The organism is Kocuria carniphila, assembly GCF_004136555.1.
Lineage (GTDB): Bacteria > Actinomycetota > Actinomycetes > Actinomycetales > Micrococcaceae > Kocuria > Kocuria carniphila.
Genome location: NZ_NOIT01000004.1, coordinates 124460 through 143341 on the forward strand (window position 1 = coordinate 124460; position 18882 = coordinate 143341).

At 62.8% G+C, this 18882-nt stretch carries 19 protein-coding genes; 8 read left to right on the forward strand and 11 right to left on the reverse strand.

What is annotated here, in order from left to right:
* Positions 1-71: 71 nt before the first annotated feature.
* The 3 genes from EWV37_RS15540 to EWV37_RS04110 are packed head-to-tail and all read right to left on the reverse strand — an operon-like array spanning position 72 to position 2026.
* Entirely contained in the window at positions 72-1049 is a 978-nt protein-coding gene (locus EWV37_RS15540; RefSeq protein WP_202976179.1) for a DUF2867 domain-containing protein, read from the reverse strand.
* A gap of 24 nt (positions 1050-1073) precedes the next feature.
* Entirely contained in the window at positions 1074-1472 is a 399-nt protein-coding gene (locus EWV37_RS15835; RefSeq protein ID WP_368629068.1) for a DUF6463 family protein, read from the reverse strand.
* Positions 1469-2026 carry a TetR/AcrR family transcriptional regulator gene (locus EWV37_RS04110; RefSeq protein WP_129699987.1) on the reverse strand — a complete coding sequence of 186 codons (558 nt, stop codon included), beginning with the start codon at positions 2024-2026 and terminating at the stop codon, positions 1469-1471. The genes EWV37_RS15835 and EWV37_RS04110 overlap by 4 nt, the downstream gene beginning before the upstream one ends.
* A gap of 129 nt (positions 2027-2155) precedes the next feature.
* Here EWV37_RS04110 and EWV37_RS15545 point away from each other — a divergent pair, with 129 nt between their 5' ends.
* The 5 genes from EWV37_RS15545 (at position 2156) to EWV37_RS04135 (ending at position 5668) form a co-directional block, all read left to right on the forward strand.
* Positions 2156-3295 carry a DUF2867 domain-containing protein gene (locus EWV37_RS15545; protein WP_202976180.1) on the forward strand — a complete coding sequence of 380 codons (1140 nt, stop codon included), beginning with the start codon at positions 2156-2158 and terminating at the stop codon, positions 3293-3295.
* Positions 3279-4268 (forward strand): GNAT family N-acetyltransferase, encoded by a 990-nt coding sequence (locus EWV37_RS15550; protein ID WP_202976181.1) that lies wholly within the window; start codon positions 3279-3281, stop codon positions 4266-4268. The genes EWV37_RS15545 and EWV37_RS15550 overlap by 17 nt, the downstream gene beginning before the upstream one ends.
* Positions 4261-4530 (forward strand): alpha/beta fold hydrolase, encoded by a 270-nt coding sequence (locus EWV37_RS15840; protein WP_380098496.1) that lies wholly within the window; start codon positions 4261-4263, stop codon positions 4528-4530. Before EWV37_RS15550 ends, EWV37_RS15840 begins: the two co-directional genes overlap by 8 nt.
* A gap of 58 nt (positions 4531-4588) precedes the next feature.
* Positions 4589-5050 carry a DUF2087 domain-containing protein gene (locus tag EWV37_RS04130; RefSeq protein WP_129699989.1) on the forward strand — a complete coding sequence of 154 codons (462 nt, stop codon included), beginning with the start codon at positions 4589-4591 and terminating at the stop codon, positions 5048-5050.
* A 336-nt stretch (positions 5051-5386) separates the two neighbouring features.
* A complete protein-coding gene (locus EWV37_RS04135) occupies positions 5387-5668 on the forward strand; it encodes a DUF1540 domain-containing protein (protein WP_016997581.1) in 282 nt (93 codons plus the stop codon).
* Positions 5669-5793: 125 nt separating this feature from the next.
* Here the strand turns inward: EWV37_RS04135 and EWV37_RS04140 are convergent, their stop codons facing one another.
* Entirely contained in the window at positions 5794-6645 is an 852-nt protein-coding gene (locus EWV37_RS04140; RefSeq protein WP_129699991.1) for a hypothetical protein, read from the reverse strand.
* Positions 6646-7028: 383 nt separating this feature from the next.
* Between EWV37_RS04140 and EWV37_RS04145 the strand changes: the two genes are divergently transcribed.
* Entirely contained in the window at positions 7029-8111 is a 1083-nt protein-coding gene (locus tag EWV37_RS04145) for a CapA family protein (RefSeq protein WP_238663055.1), read from the forward strand.
* Between the two features lie 101 nt (positions 8112-8212).
* Here EWV37_RS04145 and gatB read toward each other — a convergent pair whose 3' ends face one another.
* From gatB to gatC, 3 genes are read right to left on the reverse strand one after another with little or no spacing between them, the layout of a single operon-like run.
* Entirely contained in the window at positions 8213-9718 is a 1506-nt protein-coding gene (gene gatB / locus EWV37_RS04150; RefSeq protein ID WP_095797472.1) for an Asp-tRNA(Asn)/Glu-tRNA(Gln) amidotransferase subunit GatB, read from the reverse strand.
* Positions 9718-11319 carry an Asp-tRNA(Asn)/Glu-tRNA(Gln) amidotransferase subunit GatA gene (gene gatA, locus EWV37_RS04155; protein WP_165189228.1) on the reverse strand — a complete coding sequence of 534 codons (1602 nt, stop codon included), beginning with the start codon at positions 11317-11319 and terminating at the stop codon, positions 9718-9720. The genes gatB and gatA overlap by 1 nt, the downstream gene beginning before the upstream one ends.
* A 2-nt stretch (positions 11320-11321) precedes the next feature.
* Positions 11322-11618, reverse strand: coding sequence for an Asp-tRNA(Asn)/Glu-tRNA(Gln) amidotransferase subunit GatC (gene gatC / locus EWV37_RS04160; protein WP_095797474.1), 297 nt, complete (start codon positions 11616-11618; stop codon positions 11322-11324).
* Positions 11619-11722: 104 nt separating this feature from the next.
* Between gatC and EWV37_RS04165 the strand changes: the two genes are divergently transcribed.
* Positions 11723-12283 carry a hypothetical protein gene (locus tag EWV37_RS04165; RefSeq protein ID WP_238663056.1) on the forward strand — a complete coding sequence of 187 codons (561 nt, stop codon included), beginning with the start codon at positions 11723-11725 and terminating at the stop codon, positions 12281-12283.
* A 79-nt stretch (positions 12284-12362) separates the two neighbouring features.
* Here EWV37_RS04165 and EWV37_RS04170 read toward each other — a convergent pair whose 3' ends face one another.
* Positions 12363-13061, reverse strand: coding sequence for a maleylpyruvate isomerase family mycothiol-dependent enzyme (locus tag EWV37_RS04170; RefSeq protein WP_095797475.1), 699 nt, complete (start codon positions 13059-13061; stop codon positions 12363-12365).
* A 105-nt stretch (positions 13062-13166) separates the two neighbouring features.
* The gene (locus EWV37_RS04175) at positions 13167-15386 is read right to left on the reverse strand and encodes an ABC transporter ATP-binding protein (protein ID WP_238663057.1); all 2220 of its coding nucleotides are present in this window, start codon (positions 15384-15386) and stop codon (positions 13167-13169) included.
* 71 nt (positions 15387-15457) lie between these two features.
* Between EWV37_RS04175 and EWV37_RS04180 the strand changes: the two genes are divergently transcribed.
* Entirely contained in the window at positions 15458-16099 is a 642-nt protein-coding gene (locus EWV37_RS04180; protein ID WP_095797579.1) for a PH domain-containing protein, read from the forward strand.
* A gap of 29 nt (positions 16100-16128) precedes the next feature.
* Here the strand turns inward: EWV37_RS04180 and EWV37_RS04185 are convergent, their stop codons facing one another.
* Positions 16129-17232, reverse strand: coding sequence for an ABC transporter permease (locus EWV37_RS04185; RefSeq protein WP_129699995.1), 1104 nt, complete (start codon positions 17230-17232; stop codon positions 16129-16131).
* Positions 17229-18764, reverse strand: coding sequence for an ABC transporter permease subunit (locus EWV37_RS04190; RefSeq protein WP_016997107.1), 1536 nt, complete (start codon positions 18762-18764; stop codon positions 17229-17231). The genes EWV37_RS04185 and EWV37_RS04190 overlap by 4 nt, the downstream gene beginning before the upstream one ends.
* Between the last annotated feature and the right edge of the window lie 118 nt (positions 18765-18882).

The window sequence follows — 18882 nt, forward strand, 5'->3', positions numbered from 1 at the left end:
CACTAGCGCCAATCATTCAGCGCCATGATGACTCTCATTTTCCCGATCCCGGTCCTTTCGTTGCGGTCGTCTCAGCCGGTGCCCCGGGAGGATTCAGTTTGACGCTGGATGTCCTTGAGCAAATGCCTCACGGATCGAGCATGGAAACCGGTCCGCACCACGAGCAAGCGATACAAGCGACCGCCCCCGCCCGGAAAATTGGCATGGGTTCTTGCCCGAAGACGCGTCTGTCCGCTATTTGCCTGCTCCATGTGGAACGACAGGGCATACACGGAAAACCGGTGCCTCCCTGTGAGCTCAAGTTCCGCTCCGGGCCTCGCACTGGCGACTCGGAACCCGACGAGTGTCGAATCAATAGCAAGGGGCCTCGGTCCAGATGGAGATCGTTCTGCACAACCTGCAACCCGGGCATAGGTTGTTGCGACTGATCCTGAGAACGTCTGGTCAAGCGCGGCACTCAGGTTCAACCAGACGTTGTTCGCAGGTGCATTGATCACCACGGCATGTTCGTCCACGAAAGCCAGACCGGAAACGCGAGACCCACGGTCAACCTGGGTCGAGCCCGCCGCCGAGTCAAGCTCCTGATCCGGACGAAGAGTCGTCGCGGCGGTGATGAGCGACTTTGCCGCTCGGCGATGCACCGGACCGATAATCGTCCAGGCAATTCGGCCCAGAAGTGGTCGCCTGAAGTGGAGGACGGTCGTTAGCCGCCGCTGCGAAGGCACAGTTCGTCGACCCACCATAGTGATGTGCATCAGTGGAATGGCCGCTTCGAGGTGGATCACTTCCGCGCTGGATTCGATGATCCGGAAAGGTCCCAGCTGGCCAACCTCAGTTGGTGATTCACCAAGCCCAAGAACACCAACGAGCCGCGTCACCACACCCGAGGTCGTTGCCAACCCTTCATGCAGCCACTCCCGTGGAGCGCTCATATCCGGATGGGGAACACTAACTTCAAAGGCATCGGCGTAGTCGAAGGGGCGGCCATCTGTAGCGATCGGTTCGGTTACCCGTACCCGGCGCACTTGATCGGCCATGAGGTTTTTCATCACGTGTCCTTTGTTCGCGATCAATCATTGTGAAGCGCGACGTCGGGCCGTGTGTGCAAGCCAGGCAATCGGCAAGAACAGCCAGAAACCAGAGGCGGGCGAGAGCGTAATGCCCCAGAGACCGGTCAACCCCAGAATGGCTGCGGTGCTACGCGGTGGGCGGCCATGAGCCCTTTCTCGCTCCCTAACCGTAGCTCCCAGGCCGATCAGCAGTAGGCCAGACGTGAAGTACCAGAAACCGACTCCACGACGTTCAGCCAGTGCAGGGTCTGCATCGACCGAAGAAACGACCCCGGCTTTGATGATGCTGCGCACAGAGGCAGGGTAGAACATCCCTGTCGTGGCGATATGAACCGACCCCAGCACCATGGTCCATACCCCCGCACTGCGCAGCGGCGAAATGCGTTTCGGACAATTGGTCATTGTGATGCACCTGCTAACAAATTCTCGATCAGAGGCTGGAAAACTTCACGCAACTCCGATGGGCTACTCGGTGGACTCATGAGATTGGCGCCGATCACCAACAGGGCTAGGTGTCGCGCGCCCCGTTCGGATTCTGTTTGGTCGTATCCAAGACCGCGCAACAGGTCAGTGAGGTAGGCCAACCTGCGCGCGTCGATGCGCGCCCAGATTGTGGCGGCATCAGCGTCTTGCGTCGCCCAGGCACGCACATTTCTTTCGATAATCGCCTCGCGGGGAGAGAGACTGTCGACCACATCATCCGACAACACTTGTAATTGACTCGCTGGGCCTTGACTTGCGATAGATTCCGCGTGGTCAATCAACCGCGAGGTCCACCTCAGTTCGAACTCCTCCAACAAGGCCACTCGGTATCCGGGCATGTCTACGAAGTGGTGGTAGAAGGAACCCCGCGTGGCGCCGACAGCAGAGCACAACGCTTCGATCCTCAGCCCCGGAAGACCCTGACCGCCCAGAATGTCCAGTCCGGCTTCCAACCAGTCCTGTCGAGATTTCATGTGACGCACCCTTCATCCTCGTGCTCAGATCCGGCTGATTCGGAATAGCTGGAGTATGGTTCCATACCATACGGTATGGTATTCTGTTGCGCAAGAGGCGTTCCCCGCACCGGGAAAGATGTGAGACCGATGAAACTCTCCAAATCCGACCACTCCGTTCGTCCTTGGCGGATCCATGAAATAGCGCCTGACTTCCGTGTAGAAGACGTGTGGTCCTACCGGACACCGGGAGCTAGGCCGGATGATTTCCCCGCCATGTTGGAAGCGTTGCAAAACGAGAGCGACCGCAATGTCGACCCCCGGGTAGTTCGGCTGCTGTTCGCCGTGCGCTGGAAGTTGGGGGGTCTCTTTGGTTGGGACAACCCCGAGCAGGGGGTCGGGCGGCGCGTGGATTCATTGCGCGACCGGCTTCCCCCTGACCTGCGCCAGGACCCTATCGATTCCCCCTGGCCCGACACCCCATTCACCATGGTGTACGAGACGAGTAACGAGTGCGTTCTCGAAATGGCCAATCGAACCGTCCACCACCTCTGTCATTTGGGTTGGGTGCAGGCTGGCTCAGGTGACTACGAATTGCGGATGGCCGCACTGGTGAAACCGCACGGCCTGCTGGGGCGGGTCTACATGGCCGCAATCAAACCCTTCAGGTACGCCGTCATATATCCTGCGCTGACCCGGAAATGGGAACGCGCATGGCTGCTCCGAGATCAGCACACCAGTTCCACTAAGAGTTCTTCGGTCGGCCATCAGATCAGAGGTGGAATCACTGCCAGCTCAGTCTTAACCCGCCCTACTTCACGCGCCGATAAGAAGCGCCCAATGGGCGCGCCACACACTTCGAGAAACCGGTTGGTCACCTGGGGCGGCCGTCTGATTGTGCTGTACGGTACCGCTCATACGGTGGGCGCGCTCACCGCCGAGGGTGCCGCGCGTCACGCCGGAACATGGTTCAGTGGTCAACTGTGGAATGAAGAACTCGCCAGCATGAGCCCAGCGATGAGTGCCTACTGGCTGTCCATCAACAGTTTTGGGCCCCCAATGGTGCTCCTCGGCCTTACCGTGTTGTGGTTGAACCGCCGTGGTATCCCACCTCCACGATTCATCCCCTGGGCCCTCGGAGCCTGGGTTGTGGTCGGGACCGTGGTTGCGGGCCCTGGCGTGGGCCAAGACCTCCTCTTGCTGGCTGGTTCCGGCCTGATCCTGGCCGGAACACGTCGAGCACCGGCCTCGGTTGAGCTACCCGAAGGTCCTCATGCTTCCCGAACTTGAACTGGTACCAGTTGACGAATCCGTCCTGGAAGAGCTGGTGGCTGTTGCCGTTGCGGACACCGATCCTAATGATGTGACCCCGCCACTCGAACCGGGTTGGGGAGAGGCACGTGTCACTTGGCTCCGTGATTTCCATCGGAGGAACCGACCGGGTCTGGTGAATGGTCACCAACTCACGGAGGCCGTGCGTGTCAACGGACGTGTAAGCGGTGCGATCCGACTGGAGTCGCTGTCTCCCGTAGAAGTGGAGTGTGGCATCTGGCTCGCGAGATCCGCCCGTGGCCGCGACCTGAGCCATGGCGTCTTCTCGCTCATTATCGAGCGAGCGATCGGCACGGGCGCGCAAAGAATCATCGCTCACACCACAGCGGGAAACGAACCCGCGATCGCGGCGCTCCGACGCGCCGGAGCAGTCCTCACCAGCGGTCCGGAGCCGACGGTGACCGCCGTCATCGAATTGATTCGCGACGTCCCGAGTGAACACTCCGCTGACGAAGGTGCGGACACGCAGCCCCAGACAGCCTCAACCGGACGGCACCGTTCCGTTGTGTTACCCGCGGGCACCATCAACTACGTGGACACCGGTGGCCCTGGCCCGGTAATGGTCCTGACGCACGGGTTCCCCATGGATCACCTGCAATGGCGCAAAGTGGTGCCGCTCCTCGGGGGTGTTCGCTGCATCATGCCGGCTCTCCCACTGGGTGCCCACAAAAACGCTATGAACCTTGACGCCGATCTTTCGCAATTGGGGCAGGCGAATATCCTTGCCGATTTCCTCGAGGCCCTTGAGCTGCAAGATGTCACATTGGTGATGAACGACTGGGGTGGCCCTCAATTCGTCGTCGCGCTCGGACGCGACGAGCGGATCTCACGCATGGGGGGCCGTATCTCACACTCGAATCCCCGACCGTGTATTGGACGAGTGGTTCACTCCGGCCTTACAGAATCGAAAGATCCGGCGAGACTTGCGTAAGTTTGCGGCTGGCACCCCATCATCAGCCACCCTCCTGTCCTGGGGTCACGCCTTGCGTACCTTCGACAAGCCGGCACTCGTAGTTTGGGCGGGGAAAGACGCCATGATGCCCTTAGGTCATGGACAGCAGCTTGCCGACCTCCTACCCCGGGGTCGACTGGTGACCATTTTCGACAGCGGAACGCTTATCCCGGAGGACCAGCCCGCCACACTCGCGGCAGTGCTGCTTGGTTTCATCCGAGAAACAGCAGCTAGACCCTGAGGACTGGACAACTGGAGACCGTCGCGTGTTGATCGGATCAACGTGCGACTATGACTCCATGGACACCCGTCAAATCTTCGCAGCCCTGGCGAACCCGGACACCCGTGCCATGTACGCCCGGGTCGTTCTCGATCAAATTCCCGGGACATCCACCGCTAAGCAATCGCGGGCACTCCAGAACCTGCAACGGGTGGGTTTGATCGACGACGCCGACGGCGCCTGGTCCCCCACCGAGGCGTTCCGTGAACTTCTCGCCGAGGGTGCCAGCGGCACCCCGAAGGGTTACGAGCGGTTCCTCGAACATGGCCGAGTGGCCCGCTGGCCGTCCAAGGCCGCCGACAAAGACGGACTGATCCGCTGGATCATGGATCGGTGTTTGGCAACTGACGAGCGCGTCGAAGAGCGAGAGCTCAATGACCGGATTGAGAGGTTCAGCGATGATCCGGCCCTGATTCGCCGGCACTGCGTGGACACCGGGTACATCACGCGAGCCCCGGACGGCAGCGAGTACCGCAGGTAGAAACCGGGTTCACTCGCGTTAGTAGTTATTCATTTCAATTGGTGTCATGTGTGATTAATGTGCATTTCAAGCGGATGCCCTGAATCGCACTAGCTAATGCATGGGTGATTTATCGTCTACCCAATTACGAAACACTCTTCACGGACCGCAGACCCGCGAGATGCCCGTCACAGCAAGGCAAGGCTCCCCTTGGTAGGCAATTAGAGAACATTGGACTTCGCTAATTTAATCAAGTTTAATTAAGTCAGAGTGGTTTGACCTAAGGTTCAACTTACTTGTAAGGCGGGATTTTCGCTCGTATCTTTATAAATACGAACCGCCTGAGAGGAACAGATCATGGCTACTTTGACCGCCGTCTCCGCTTGCGCCGCCACCGCGTGCGCATACAACGACAACGGCTGCTCCGCGCCCGCCATCACCGTGGGCGGCAGCGGCTCCACCGCATCCTGCACCACTTTCATTTCCCTGGACGCTCGCGGAGGCTTGCCCACCGCCAACGGCCAGGTTGGCGCGTGCCAGCGCCTCGAGTGCAAGCACAACACCGACCTGCTGTGCACCGCGTCCTCCATCGAGATGACCGGCGACACCGCTAACTGCGCGTCCTACGAAGCCGAGTAATCACTCGCTTCCGGACACAACCGTGCCCGTGCGTTCTTCATGAACGCACGGGCACGGTTTTTAGGTTCTGACGGGCCAGCTTGCCTGGGCGATTACTCCCCAGATTGAGGGTGACTCCGGGTCGATTATTCGGCGGCGCCCACCCGAGCCCCGAACAGGGACTCCACTCGGGCCAGGAGACCACCACACTCCACCACGGACTCGCGGTCGAAGGGCACGAAGAACACATGAGTGCGCTCGGCACCGTTGCGTATGACCGTCAATCCTGTCACATCGACATCCACCACGAACTCGCGGTTCTTGGTGTGGGAGCAACCTCCGGCAGAGGGCTTCTCACTCAAGACACGCGCTTCGACCCAGCCGTTGCTGACGGCATCGCACAGCGAGGCAAGATCAACGGAATCCAGGCTGGACGCAACATCCAGACCAACGGTCTCGATGTCACCCAAGCCGGCCAGAGCGACGTCGTCATGCCGCTCGACCAGGTGCGCGAACGGAATGGCCGTGGCACCCACGCCGTCGTGCAGCAGAACGCGCGAGACCCGGACAATGCCGAGCATGCCGAAGGGAGACTGAGCCACGGCCTTGACCATCTCCGGAACTTCTTCATACTCGAGGACATCAGTGGCTCGCTCGGGATCCAACCATTCCAACTGACCGAGCATGTGTGCGCTGGCCGTGAGGATTTCCACGCGGGGTTCGGGTGAGAGCTTGGTGATGTCCATCCGGACATCCATGCGCGTGCCGGGATTGAGAAGGACCGCATCATCGGAGCCGGAGAACACGGTGGTCGCCACCATGAGGTCCCCGCTGGCGGTCATGCCGTGAGCCAGAGAGTCAAGCGTGGGCTGGCCTTCGAGCGCGTAGGCGACCAGTGCCGCACGTCCCGCCCCCGCAAGCATCCGATGTGCCAGGGACACTGCTCGATCATGGGTGCTCAAACCTTGAGACTGGCCACCAATCGTCTGCTCGACCATGGCTTCCTCGCTCTCTGTGTGACTTCCGAAACTTAGGAAAGCCTAACCTTTGGCTTGCTTCGTGTGAAGAGCATCTCATGAATTAAGTCAGGATTTAATGACTTAAATCTGGCCGATTGAGTCCGAACACGTTCTCAATGTGATCCGCCTCATGTTTTGACTGTGAAATCATCGAACCCATGGGCTTGCCGAACTCTCACCGCCACCGGATTCTGACCGTAGCTGCCGCGGCCGTGCTCACGGTAGGGAGCCTCGCTGGATGTGCAGATAACCCCGAACCTTCTGGTCCCACACCGGCGCCCTCTGAATCCGCTGAGGGTGCGGCAGCCTCCCCCGTGCTCTCCCCCGCTGCAGCCAGGCCTGAGTGCCCCAAGGACAGTTGCATGACCATGGCCGTGACCGGAGATCTGCTGCTTCACGAGGGTTTGTGGAGCAACTTTGCCACAGACCCAGCCGCCCATGACGGTCAGAATTTCAATTTCGAACCACTGCTCGCCGGGCAACGCCCCTACCTGGAGAACTCGGACATCGGAGTCTGCCATGCCGAGACTCCCGTGGCGGAGAAAGGCGGGCCGTACGCGGACTATCCGGACTTCCAGGTACCGCCCGAGATCCTCACCGCGGTGAAGTCGGTGGGGTATGACGCGTGCACCACCGCGAGCAATCACACACTGGACCATGGCGCTGAAGGGATCAACCGCACATTGGCCGCCCTGGACGAAGCTGGTCTGCAGCACACCGGCTCCTACGATTCCGAGGCTGCCTCCGAAGAACCCCTTCGCATTCACACCGAAGCCGGCACCGTGGCCATCGTGACCGGCACCAACAGCGTCAATAAGAAAGAAGCCGAACACGAGTGGCAGGTTGACCGCTTCCGGGACGGCAAAGACCCCACCGTCGATCCGGAGGTTGCCCAGGCGGACATCGACCGCGCCGCGAGTCAGGCCGAAAAGGCCCGCGAGCTAGGTGCAGATGTCGTAGTGGCCGCCATCCATTCCGCCGAGGAATACACGGACACGGCCGACGACTTCCAGGTCCGGACCGGCCATGCGCTGGCGGACTCCGGCGCATTCGACGCCATCTACGGGCACGGCTCTCACAGTGTGCAGCCCATTGAGAACCACAACGGCACCTGGATCGTGTACGGCGTGGGCAACACCGTCACCGAGACCGCGCCCATGATGCCCGTCAACAATGATGGGTTGATCGCGCGGTTCCAGTTCGCCAAGGCGGCGGACGGCAGCTGGGATGTCAGCGACCTGTCCTGGGCGCCCAGCTCGAACACCCAGGGTGGTCAGTACGCGTGGTGCTCGGCGGCGTCGGACTCGCCGAACGGAATCTGCCGCTCGCAAGCACAAGACGCGCAGAACCGCGAGCGCATCGCCCGGATCGTCAACACCCCCTCGGCAATCGACAACGGCCTGCGCGAGTGGCTCGTCAGCGAGGACGTCCCCGCGGAGAATTAGGACTCAGACGTGAAGTGAGGGTCGTGCAGATTCCTGACTCGGAATCTGCACGACCCTCACTTCAGATTCGCCCGGCGTAACCACACCGGCGGCAGCGGAAGCTAGCCCTGCACGCCCAGCTTCTCCAGGATGATCTGGCGGACGCGGCCGGCGTCTGCCTGGCCGCGGGTGGCCTTCATGACCGGACCGATGAGCGCACCAACGGCCTGAACCTTGCCGCCCTTGATCTTCTCGACCACGTCCGGCATTTGGGCCATGGCGTCGTCGACGGCAGCCGTGAGAGCGCCGTCGTCGGAGACGACCGCAAGACCCCGGGCTTCGACGATCTCGGACGGGGAACCCTCGCCCTCGACCACGAAACCAATGACCTTCTTGGCCAGCTTGTCGTTGATCTTGCCTTCGTCGATGAGAGCGTTGACCTCGACCACGTGGGCCGGGGTCACGGGCAGATCAACGATCTCGACCTCAGCCTGCTTGGCCAGACGGGCGATCTCGCCCATCCACCACTTACGAGCCACGGCCGGAGAAGCGCCTGTCGCGATGGTCTGCTCGATCTCGTCCATGACGCCGGCGTTGACGACGTCCCGGAACTCTTCGTCCGAGTAACCCCACTCGGCCTTGAGACGCTTACGGCGCTGGGCCGGCGGCTCGGGCAGCTGAGCCCGCAGTTCCTCGATCCACGCTTCCGTGGTGACCACGGGAACCAAGTCCGGCTCGGGGAAGTAGCGGTAGTCGTCGGCGTCCGACTTGGGGCGACCGGACGTGGTGGACCGGGTGTCCTCGTGCCAGTGACGGGTTTCCTGAACGATCTTCTCGCCCGCAGACAGCACGGCGGCGTGGCGCTGGATCTCGAAACGCACGGCGCGTTCGACGGCGCGCAGCGAGTTCACGTTCTTGGTCTCCGAGCGCGTCCCGAACTCGGTGGTGCCCTTGGGCATCAGGGAGACGTTGGCGTCGCAACGCACGTTGCCGCGCTCCATGCGGGCGTCGGAGATACCCAGGTTCTTCACGATCTCGCGAATGGCCGCCACGTACACACGAGCCAGCTCGGGAGCGCGCGAACCGGCGCCCACGATGGGCTTGGTCACGATCTCGATGAGCGGCACGCCGGAACGGTTGTAGTCCACCAACGAGTACGCAGCACCCTGAATGCGGCCGGTCGCGCCACCCACGTGGGTGAGCTTGCCGGCGTCCTCCTCCATGTGCGCCCGCTCGATCTCGATGGTGAACGGCGTGCCGTCCTCGAGCTCGAGTTCCAGCTGACCGTCAAAGGCGATCGGCTCGTCGTACTGCGAGGTCTGGAAGTTCTTGGGCGTATCCGGGTAGAAGTAGTTCTTCCGCGCGAAGTGGCACTTCTCCGCGATGGAGCAGTTCAGCGCCAGACCCAACTTGATCGCGGATTCCACGGCCTTGCCGTTGACCACGGGCAGCACACCGGGCAGCCCCAGGGACACCGGGGTGATGTTGGTGTTGGGCTCATCGCCAAAGGTGTTGGGGGCGGCGTCGAACATCTTGGTGTTGGTGTTCAACTCCACGTGCACCTCGAAACCCAGCACGGGATCGAAGCGCTCCATGGCCTCTTCGAAGGACAGGACGTCCTCGCTCATTATTTGCCTCCCAGCGCGGCACCGGCCGCAAAGTCACGAACGGTAGTGGCGACGTCGCCGCGAGACGACCACACGGGACCGCCCCACTTCTCGTTGAGCAGCCGCTCCAGGCCCGCGCCGGCGCGGTAGACGCGCGCGTCCTCGCGAGCCGGAGCCATGAACTGGATGCCCACGGGCAGGCCGTCCTCCGGAGCCAATCCGCCCGGAAGCGAGATGGCCGGAATACCCGCCAGGTTGGTGGGGATGGTGGCGATGTCGTTGAGATACATCTGCATGGGGTCCGCGGACTCGTCCACGCCGCCGATCTTGAAGGCGGTGGTGGGAGCGGTGGGCGAAATCAGCACGTCCACCTTCTCGAATGCCGCGTTGAAGTCGCGCTGCACCAGGGTGCGCACCTGCTGGGCCGAACCGTAGTAGGCATCGTAGTAGCCGGCGGACAAGGCGTAGGTACCCAGGATGATGCGGCGCTTGACCTCGTCACCGAAACCGGCCGCACGGGAAGCACCCATGACGCGCTCGATCGTGGGGTTACCCTCCGGGACCACGCGCAGCCCGAACCGAACGCCGTCGTACTTGGCGAGGTTGGATGAGACCTCGGAGGACATGATCAGGTAGTAGGCACCCAACGCGTACTCGAAGTTGGGGGTCTCGACCTCCACGACCTCGGCACCGGCGGACTGCAACAGCTCTACCGCCTCGTTGAAGCGCTGCTGCACGCCGGTCTGGAATCCGTCGCCGGTGAGCTGCTTGACCACGCCCACGCGCAGGCCCTTGAGCCCACCGTCCTCGGCGCCCTGACGGGCGGCCGCGGCGAACGAACCCACGGGGTCGTTCAGGGAGGTGGAGTCCTGCGGATCGTGACCCGCAACGACCTCGTGCAACAGGGCCGAGTCCAGCACGGTACGCGAGCACGGGCCCACCTGATCCAGCGAGGATGCCATGGCGATCACACCGTAACGGGAAACCGAACCGTAGGTGGGCTTGACGCCCACGGTGCCGGTGACCGCGGCGGGCTGGCGGATGGAACCGCCGGTGTCCGTGCCGAGGGCCAGGGGCGCCTGGAACGCGGAGACCGCAGCGGCGGAACCGCCACCGGAACCACCCGGGATGCGGTTGAGATCCCACGGGTTACGCGTGGGGCCGTACGCAGAGTGCTCCGTGGATGAGCCCATGGCGAACTCGTCCAGGTTGGTCTTGCCCAGAATGGGCATCTTGGCGGCGCGCAGCTTTTTGGTCACGGTGCCGTCATACGGGCTCATCCAGCCCTCGAGCATCCGGGATGCCGCGGTGGTGGGCTGACCCTTGGTGACGATCAGGTCCTTGACCGCGATCGGCACGCCGGCCAGCTCGTGCAGCTGCTCACCGTTGGCGCGGGCCTGGTCGACGTCCTGCGCAACCTGCAGTGCTTCCTCGCGGTTGCGGTGCAGGAAAGCGTTGAGACCGTCGGTGCCCTTGTGGGGGTCGGCCGAGTCCACAGCCTGGCCCTCGGTGGCGTCGATCTGCTCGAAGTGAGCGTTGACCGCGTCAACGGACGAGACGTCCCCGGAGGCCAGCTTGGCCGCAAGATCGGCGGCGGACAGTTCTACGATGCGTTCGCTCATGCTCACTCCCCATCCAGAATTGCGGGCACGCGGAACTTGCCGTCCTGGCTGTCCGGTGCGTTGGAGAGGGCCTCTTCCTGGGTGAGGGTCTCCCCCACCACGTCCTCACGGAAAACGTTCTGCAACGGCAGCGGGTGGCTGGTTGCAGGAACGTCAGGTCCGGCGGCTTGGCTGACCGAGGCCACGGACGAGACGATGAGATCGAGTTCGCCCGCAACGCGCGCGAGCTCTTCCTCGGTCATCTCGATGTGCGCGAGCTCGGCCAGGTGGGCCACCTGCTCGCGATTAATCGCAGACATGCATGCTCCTGGTATTCGCTAGTGATTCCGATCCAGTCTAGCGAGCGCCTAGGCTTGACTCAGAACGCTCGACTTTCACCTATCTCACTAAGGGGTCCCCACTCGTGGCTCAGTCCTCCGCCCGCCCGCCCAAACGTCACTCCGGTGGCCCCTCCAAGAAGCCTCGCCTGTCCCGGTCGGAAGCCGCCAAGGCCCAGGTGGACCACGACAACGCATGGCGTCAGTGGGTTTCCGACAGCGCCGTTGAGGCCGTGGACACTGCGCTGACTCACGTTCAGACGGTCGTGGAGGATCAGGTGCTGCAGTTCGGCGCCTTCCCCGTGTTCGTGGTGACCGGGGCCAAGGACGGCGAGTTCGAGTTGAACTCCCTGGATCCGGCCGAGACCGCAGAGCGGCACCCTGATGACGTTCTGGAAGAACTGCGCGCCATGACCTCCGCCAAGGCCTCCAATCTGCTGGTGGCCGCGCTGGCCTACCCCGCGACCCTGCCCGACCGCTCCGGTGCCCGAGCCGTGATCGTCGAGGTGGAACACCGCGAGCGCTTGAGCCTTGAAGTGGTCCAGGAGTACAAGGTCGTGGAATCCAAGGGCAAGACGTTCGTGAACTTCGGTGATCCGCACACCGATCGCCGCTGGGATCCGTGGCTGTTCGACGTGCGCGACTGAGGTAGCGCCCCACGAAAAACCGCCGCCGTGCAACAGTGCACGGCGGCGGTTTTCTGTGAGTCAACAGCGACTCAAAGGCTTACCACTTGGGCAGCTCGGGCAGTTCGCCCTGAGACTCGATGTGCTCGTCGTCGCCGCGAGCCAACCAGGCCAGCATGCCTTCGCGGTCAGAGGTGATCTCCTGGCCGCCGTCACCGATGACCCATTCGTCGCGCTCCTCGGTGCGCAGGGTCATGCCCGGTGCGTTCTTGGCGCGCATGGTGCGAACAGCGGCCTCCACGGCGTTGAGCAGCGAATCCGGGTCCGCTTCCTCGATGGTCCAGGTGGTGTCCAGGTCGTGGTGGTGCACAACGACCTCCGCCACGCGAACGGCTGGGATGGATGTGGCAGGAACGGGCTTGCCGTGCAGGTCCAGTTCCTCGGTCTTGATCTCACCCTTGAGGCGTTCGCACTGCTCTTCGAAGTAGTCCGCGCTGTCACGAACTTTTTGGATGAGCTCTTCCTTGGGAAGAGCTGCCAGTTCGTCGATCTCCTGCTCACGAGCTTCCGGAGACGCGTAGAGCTCGGCGGGTTCGCCGGTCACGGCCCAGTCGATGAGCTTGACCAGCGCGTTACCGTTCGACGCAATGTGAGCGATCACATGCGCACGATCCCAGCCCTCGCACAGGGTGGGTTCGGTCATCTCGCGGTCGGCCAGGGACTCAATGGTCGCCAGGAACATGTCGGTTTCACGACGCAAGCGGGAAAGGTCTGAGGTCAGGCGTGCGGGATTAATCATGTCTCCACCCTAGTAAGTTTGCTGTGACACCCGGCACACATGACCGTGAGTGACACATACCGATTTCGTCCAAATACGTCCCTGAGCCGCTGCCAGTGATACCCCTTAGGACGCGCCCAGTTTCATCTGCTGACGCAGCTCGCGGCGTGCGCGTTGGGTATCCGGATCGGGCACCGGCACGGCCGCGAGCAGCCGCTTGGTGTAATCCTGCTCGGGGCTGCGCAACACCACTTCGCGCTGGCCCTGCTCCACGATCCGGCCATGCTGCATGACCACGATCCGGTCCGCGAGCCGGTCGATCACCGCGAGGTCGTGCGTCACGAACAAGCACGCGAAACCCATCTCTGCCTGCAATTCCTCGAACAGGTCCAGCACCGTGGCCTGCACGGACACGTCCAACGCCGAGGTCGGTTCGTCCGCAACCAGCAGCTTGGGCTTCAGCGACAGTGCACGGGCAATACCCACGCGCTGCTTCTGACCACCCGAGAGTTCGTGCGGGTAACGGTTGCGGTAGTTGCGCGGCAATCGCACCTGGTCCAGCAGCTGCTCGATCCGGTTCTGCAGCTCCTGCCCCTTGGCCATTCCCGCCAGGAACATGGGCTCACCAATGGATTCGCCGATCGGCAGTCGCGGGTTCAGCGATGACGACGGGTCCTGGAACACCATGCCCACGTCCTTGCGCACTCCGTTAAGTTCCCTGCGCGAGGCGCCGCTGAGTTCACGGCCGTCCACGATCAACGATCCCTCCACCACGGGCAACAGTCCCACGGCCGCACGACCGATGGTCGTCTTACCCGAACCGGACTCACCTACCAGGCCCAGCACTTCACCCGCGGCCACGGTCAGACTCACGTCCTCCACTGCGCGGAACGCCGGGTTACGGCCTTGCTTGGGGTACTCGATCGCCACGTCCTTGAGCTGCAGCACGGGCTCGGTCACACGCAGCGCAGCGGTGTCGTCACTGGGTTCCATGTGCCGCGGGGTGCGCGCCGCATCCGTGGGCAGCGTGGGACGGTCGGAGGCAGTCGCCGCGGTCGATCCTGCGGTTCCTGCCGCGACGTCGTTGGCCGTCGCAGCGTCCCGGTCGGTCGACGACGACGCCGCCTCGCGTTCCTCCGCCTCAACCTCACATTCCAGCACGGCCACCATGTCAACAGACTCACCGGTCTCGCTGCCTTCACCCAGGTGAGGGACCGACTCCAGCAGGGTCTTGGTGTAGGGGTGTTCGGGGCTGGAAAAGATCTGCTCGGCGGGCCCCTGTTCGACGATCCGGCCCTTCTTCATCACCGCAATCCGATCCGCCAGGTCGGCCACCACGCCCATGTCGTGGGTGATCAGGATGACGGCAGAATCCAGTTTGTCCTTGAGGTTGCGGATCAGGTCCAGGATTTCTGCCTGCACCGTGACGTCCAGAGCGGTGGTGGGCTCATCGGCGATCAACAGCTTGGGATCACACGACAGCGACTGCGCAATCATGGCGCGCTGACGCTGACCACCGGACAACTGGTGCGGGTAGGAACGGAACGCCTTTTCTGGATCCGGAAGTTCCACCATGGTCAGCATTTCCTTGGCGCGTTCGGCGGCCTGGGCTGGCGACATGTCCCGGTGGAGCCGGATCGTTTCCACGATCTGCTGGCCCACGGTGTAGACCGGGTTGAGGGCCGTCATGGGTTCCTGGAAGATCACGGCGATTTCTTCACCGCGCACGCGGCGCAGAGCGGCCCCCTGCAGTCCGATGAGTTCCTCACCGGCCAGCTTGGCCGAACCGTTGACCCGTGCGTTGGAGGGCAGCAGTCCCAGGATCGACATGGAACTCGCAGACTTGCCCGAACCCGATTCGCCCACGATGGCCAGCACCTCACCGGCGGCCACCTGGTAGTTCATGTCGATTGCGGCCGGGACCCATTCCTTATCCACGCCAAAGTCCACGGAGAGCCCGTCCACCACCAGGACCGGTTCACCGCGCACCACGCGGCGTTGGCTCCGCGAGCCGCGGGACGAGCGTTCGGTGGTGGCGTCCTGAGCACCGGAGCCCGCAGCTAACCGGTCCCTGCGCTTGCCGAAACCGCTCCGCAGGGAACGACGATCACGCCGAGCCTGGTTGTCGTCACGTCCCATGGCTTCCTTGCTGCCGAGGGCTGATTCGGCGCCTCGGGGTTCGCTGACTCCCGGGCGCTCGTTGCCGCCCCGAGGTGCGCTGTGGCGACCGGGTTGGCGAGCGGCGTCGTCCCGCCAGGGCGAGCCACCGGAGGCTGCGTGCTGACCCGATCCGTTGTTGTCGGGGGTGCCCTCGGGATGGCCGGGGGCGGAGTGCGAGGTGCTCATCGTGTGTGCTCCATCGTGTCTGAAACGTGGTGTGCGTGGGTTGCGAGGTGGGGATGCTTAGCATGGGGGCCATGCCCCACGACCAGAACTCCCCCGCTGCTCCCCCGCGTGTGTATCGCGCCGCGTCCGCCCCGTGGCTCACCGGTTTTCTGGTGATCCTGGGCGTGGTGGCGGCGGTGACGGGTTGGGGCCAGAACGCGCTGCTCACCGTGGCGAGCGTGTGCTGCGGTGCCGCCCTGGCTGGGCTGGGATACGCGCTGTACTGGCGCCCCCGCATGGAAATTCACGGATTCGGCGTGCGGATCATCAATCCGCTGCGCAGCGTGGATATTCCGTGGGCGCAGATCATCGACGTGCGCACACGCTTCACGGTCACGGTGGTCACCGAAGGCGGTTCCCACTCGTGCTTCGCGCTGCCCGCTGCGGGTCCCGGATCCGCACTGCGCTCCGGCACCCAGGGCGTGACGCGAGCCCATCCCCTGGCCCGCACCGAAGGCGCCGTGCGCACCGGCGACCTGGCCGGTACCCGTTCGGGTACCGCAGCTAATGACATCCGCACGCTGTGGCAGCGCAAGATCGACACGGGTGAGTTGGACGTCTTCACTCGCGACGACGCCGCTCTGGAACCCGTGCGCGTCCGTTACGTTCCGGCGCCGCTCGCCGCGACCTTGGCACTGGCCGCCGTGGGTATCACCCTGTTCGTCACAGCCTGACACCCACGACGCGACCGCCGAAGTCTGACTCATCGGGTGGCCCGGTTGACGGCACCGCGCATGTTGGCGTTGGTGCCGGCATCCACGTCGCCGCGCTCGTTGCGATGCTCGCCGCGTTCACGAGCCTTCTTGGGGTTGAACTTGCGCTGGCGAGGATCGAACGCGTCCCGCAGACCGTCACCAATGAAGTTGATGGTCAACGCGATGGTCACGATGAATACGCCGGGCCACCAGAACAACCACGGGCGGGTCGCGAATGCGGTCTGGTTCTCGCTGATGAGACGGCCCAGTGACCAGTCCGGGGCCTGAATACCGAGCCCCAAATAGGACAGCGCAGTTTCCAGCAGAATCGCCGAGGACATCAACAGCGTGATGTTCACGGTGATCACACCCACGGTGTTGGGCAGGATGTGCTTGAAAATGATCCGGCCGCTGGACGCGCCGGCGAGCCGGGCGGCGTCGACGAACTCGCGCTCGCGCAGCGACAGGAACTCACCGCGCACCAGGCGGGCCAGCGGCGGCCATGATGCCGCACCAATCAGTAGGCCCAGGGCGATGACCGTGGCGACCGTGGGTAACCCGGTGGAACGCACAAAGGAGATGGCCATTCGCCCCAGCAACGCCGCCAGAATCACCAGCGGGATGATGATGATCACGTCGGTCAGGCGCATCAGGATAGCTTCGGTCCAGCCGCGGAAGTAACCGGAGAGGCCACCGACCACGGTGCCCAGAATGCCAGCGATCACACCCACCACGACCATCACGATCAAGGAGTATTGCGTTCCCTGCATGGTCATGGCGAACAGGTCACGGCCCAGGTTGTCCTGGCCGAAGGGATGATCGCCCAGGCCCGGCGGCAGAAGTGACAGTGTGGGACGGCCGCCATTGACAACGGTTCCCGTCGCGTCAGGATCCCACTTCCACCAGCCCGGGACGGGTCCAATGCCAATGGATGTGATCGCCAGCAGGACGATGAAAAGGAGAACGATCAGCGAAACGACCGCACCTGTGTTGCCGAAGAACCGCTGGCGGACTAGCTGCCCCTGGCTCTTTCCCTGGACGTCGTTGCGAGGCTCGCCCATGGGACCAAGGTTCTCGGCCTCTTGAACTTCAATTTGCTGCGGCTGGCTCATGCTTTCACCCTCACACGCGGGTCGAGAACGGAGTACACGAGGTCAGCAATGAGGTTGAAGACCATTGCCACGATTCCCGTGACCAAGAAGACACCCATCACGGGGTTGGGGTCCACGTTGCGTACAGATTGCACGAACAACTGGCCCATACCAGTGAACGCGAAGACGGATTCAGTGATGATCGCACCACCGATGAGAGCGCCGATGTCGTAGGCCACCAGGGTGGCCAACGGGATCAGCGCGTTACGGAAGGCATGACGCATGACCACGGTGCGCTCGGACAAGCCCTTCGCGCGGGCCGTACGGATGTAGTCCTGGCCCATAATCTCGAGCATGGAGGCCCGCGAGTAACGGGAGTAAGACGCCAGTGCGAGCAAGGTCAGGGCAATGGTCGGCAGCAACAGGTGGGTGAACCGGTCGATGCCCATGATCCAGAAATCACCGGTCAGACCTGGTGTTGCAGCGCTGGCCGTGGCGATCGGACGCCCTCGGATGTGGCCGGAGTCCAAGTAGTTCGGCCAGGACTGCATGAAGCGGTCAAGGATGATGAGCAGCGCCACGAAGAACCCGGTGATACCGGCCACGCGCATGCCCTGACCTCGATCGTAACCACCGGCAAAGAATCCGATGGCCGCACCGATGGCGATCATGACCAGGCACAGGATGATCACGGTCAGCAGGCCTGCACCTCGGAAGAAGCTCTGGACCGGGAAATAAAGGGCGAGCCCCACCAGTACGGTTGCTAGACCCGCATAGAGAGCGCGCTTATTACGCAGCCCCGAAATAAGGATGGTCGTGATCACGGCCACGAGAACACCGGTGAGACCGATCAAGGGAATGCCCAGGAACGGCGCCGTCAACCAGTTGGTCGCCAACACGAAGTACACGATGCCCGAGGTCACCAGGAATCCCAGCACCCCCATGAGGATGCGAGTCTTCAGCTTCCCGAAGGACACGAGGTACCAGATCAACCCGGCCACCACGCCGATAGCCAGGATGCTGGCTAGGGACATGACCGGGTCTTGTAAGAAGTCGTTGAAGGAAATCGCCACAATTTCTTTGAGTAGCACCGCCAACCAGAAGCTCGGCAGTGAGAAGCACAAGAACGTGAAGAACGTGATGCCGTAGTCCAGTCCGGAGTACTGGCGAAGGGCTGAAACGATGCCCAGCGTGATACCGATGACGATGGCCAGGATGGTTCCTGCGGTCACCAGCATGATGGTCTGGCCCATGGCGAAGGCCAGCATCTGGGTCACTTCCATACCCTCACGGCTCAAGCCCAAAGTGCAAGTGTCCGTAAATGGTGCGAGGCATCCCAGTGCGCCACCCAGCCACGTGAAGTAGCGAAGAATGGGTGGCTGATCGAGATTCAAGGCTTCGGTTCGCGCAGGAATCAATTGGGCCGCGTTGGGGTGTCCGTACAAATCCCAGAGCGGGTCGCCCGATGCCGCCGTCATCATGTAAACGATGAATGAGGCACCCAGCAGAATGAAAACGGCCGTGACGAGCCGTCGAAGAATGTAAGAAATCATGTCGCTGCCTTGTGAGGGTGTAAGGGTGACAGCGTGTTGCGAGACCGCGTCAACTTCCCACGGACTCGCAACACGCCATGCACGCTAGACGGTTAGCTCCTTCAAGTGAGCTCGTGCG

Excerpts from the sequence above, each read along its gene's own strand:
- EWV37_RS15540 (WP_202976179.1), bottom strand. The coding sequence starts at position 1,049 with ATGAAAAACCTCATGGCCGATCAAGTGCGCCGGGTACGGGTAACCGAA.
- EWV37_RS15835 (WP_368629068.1), bottom strand. The coding sequence starts at position 1,472 with ATGACCAATTGTCCGAAACGCATTTCGCCGCTGCGCAGTGCGGGGGTA.
- EWV37_RS04110 (WP_129699987.1), bottom strand. The coding sequence starts at position 2,026 with ATGAAATCTCGACAGGACTGGTTGGAAGCCGGACTGGACATTCTGGGC.
- EWV37_RS15545 (WP_202976180.1), top strand. The coding sequence starts at position 2,156 with ATGAAACTCTCCAAATCCGACCACTCCGTTCGTCCTTGGCGGATCCAT.
- EWV37_RS15550 (WP_202976181.1), top strand. The coding sequence starts at position 3,279 with ATGCTTCCCGAACTTGAACTGGTACCAGTTGACGAATCCGTCCTGGAA.
- EWV37_RS04130 (WP_129699989.1), top strand. The coding sequence starts at position 4,589 with ATGGACACCCGTCAAATCTTCGCAGCCCTGGCGAACCCGGACACCCGT.
- EWV37_RS04135 (WP_016997581.1), top strand. The coding sequence starts at position 5,387 with ATGGCTACTTTGACCGCCGTCTCCGCTTGCGCCGCCACCGCGTGCGCA.
- EWV37_RS04140 (WP_129699991.1), bottom strand. The coding sequence starts at position 6,645 with ATGGTCGAGCAGACGATTGGTGGCCAGTCTCAAGGTTTGAGCACCCAT.
- EWV37_RS04145 (WP_238663055.1), top strand. The coding sequence starts at position 7,029 with ATGACCATGGCCGTGACCGGAGATCTGCTGCTTCACGAGGGTTTGTGG.
- gatB (WP_095797472.1), bottom strand. The coding sequence starts at position 9,718 with ATGAGCGAGGACGTCCTGTCCTTCGAAGAGGCCATGGAGCGCTTCGAT.
- gatA (WP_165189228.1), bottom strand. The coding sequence starts at position 11,319 with ATGAGCGAACGCATCGTAGAACTGTCCGCCGCCGATCTTGCGGCCAAG.
- gatC (WP_095797474.1), bottom strand. The coding sequence starts at position 11,618 with ATGTCTGCGATTAATCGCGAGCAGGTGGCCCACCTGGCCGAGCTCGCG.
- EWV37_RS04170 (WP_095797475.1), bottom strand. The coding sequence starts at position 13,061 with ATGATTAATCCCGCACGCCTGACCTCAGACCTTTCCCGCTTGCGTCGT.
- EWV37_RS04175 (WP_238663057.1), bottom strand. The coding sequence starts at position 15,386 with ATGAGCACCTCGCACTCCGCCCCCGGCCATCCCGAGGGCACCCCCGAC.
- EWV37_RS04180 (WP_095797579.1), top strand. The coding sequence starts at position 15,458 with ATGCCCCACGACCAGAACTCCCCCGCTGCTCCCCCGCGTGTGTATCGC.
- EWV37_RS04185 (WP_129699995.1), bottom strand. The coding sequence starts at position 17,232 with ATGAGCCAGCCGCAGCAAATTGAAGTTCAAGAGGCCGAGAACCTTGGT.
- EWV37_RS04190 (WP_016997107.1), bottom strand. The coding sequence starts at position 18,764 with ATGATTTCTTACATTCTTCGACGGCTCGTCACGGCCGTTTTCATTCTG.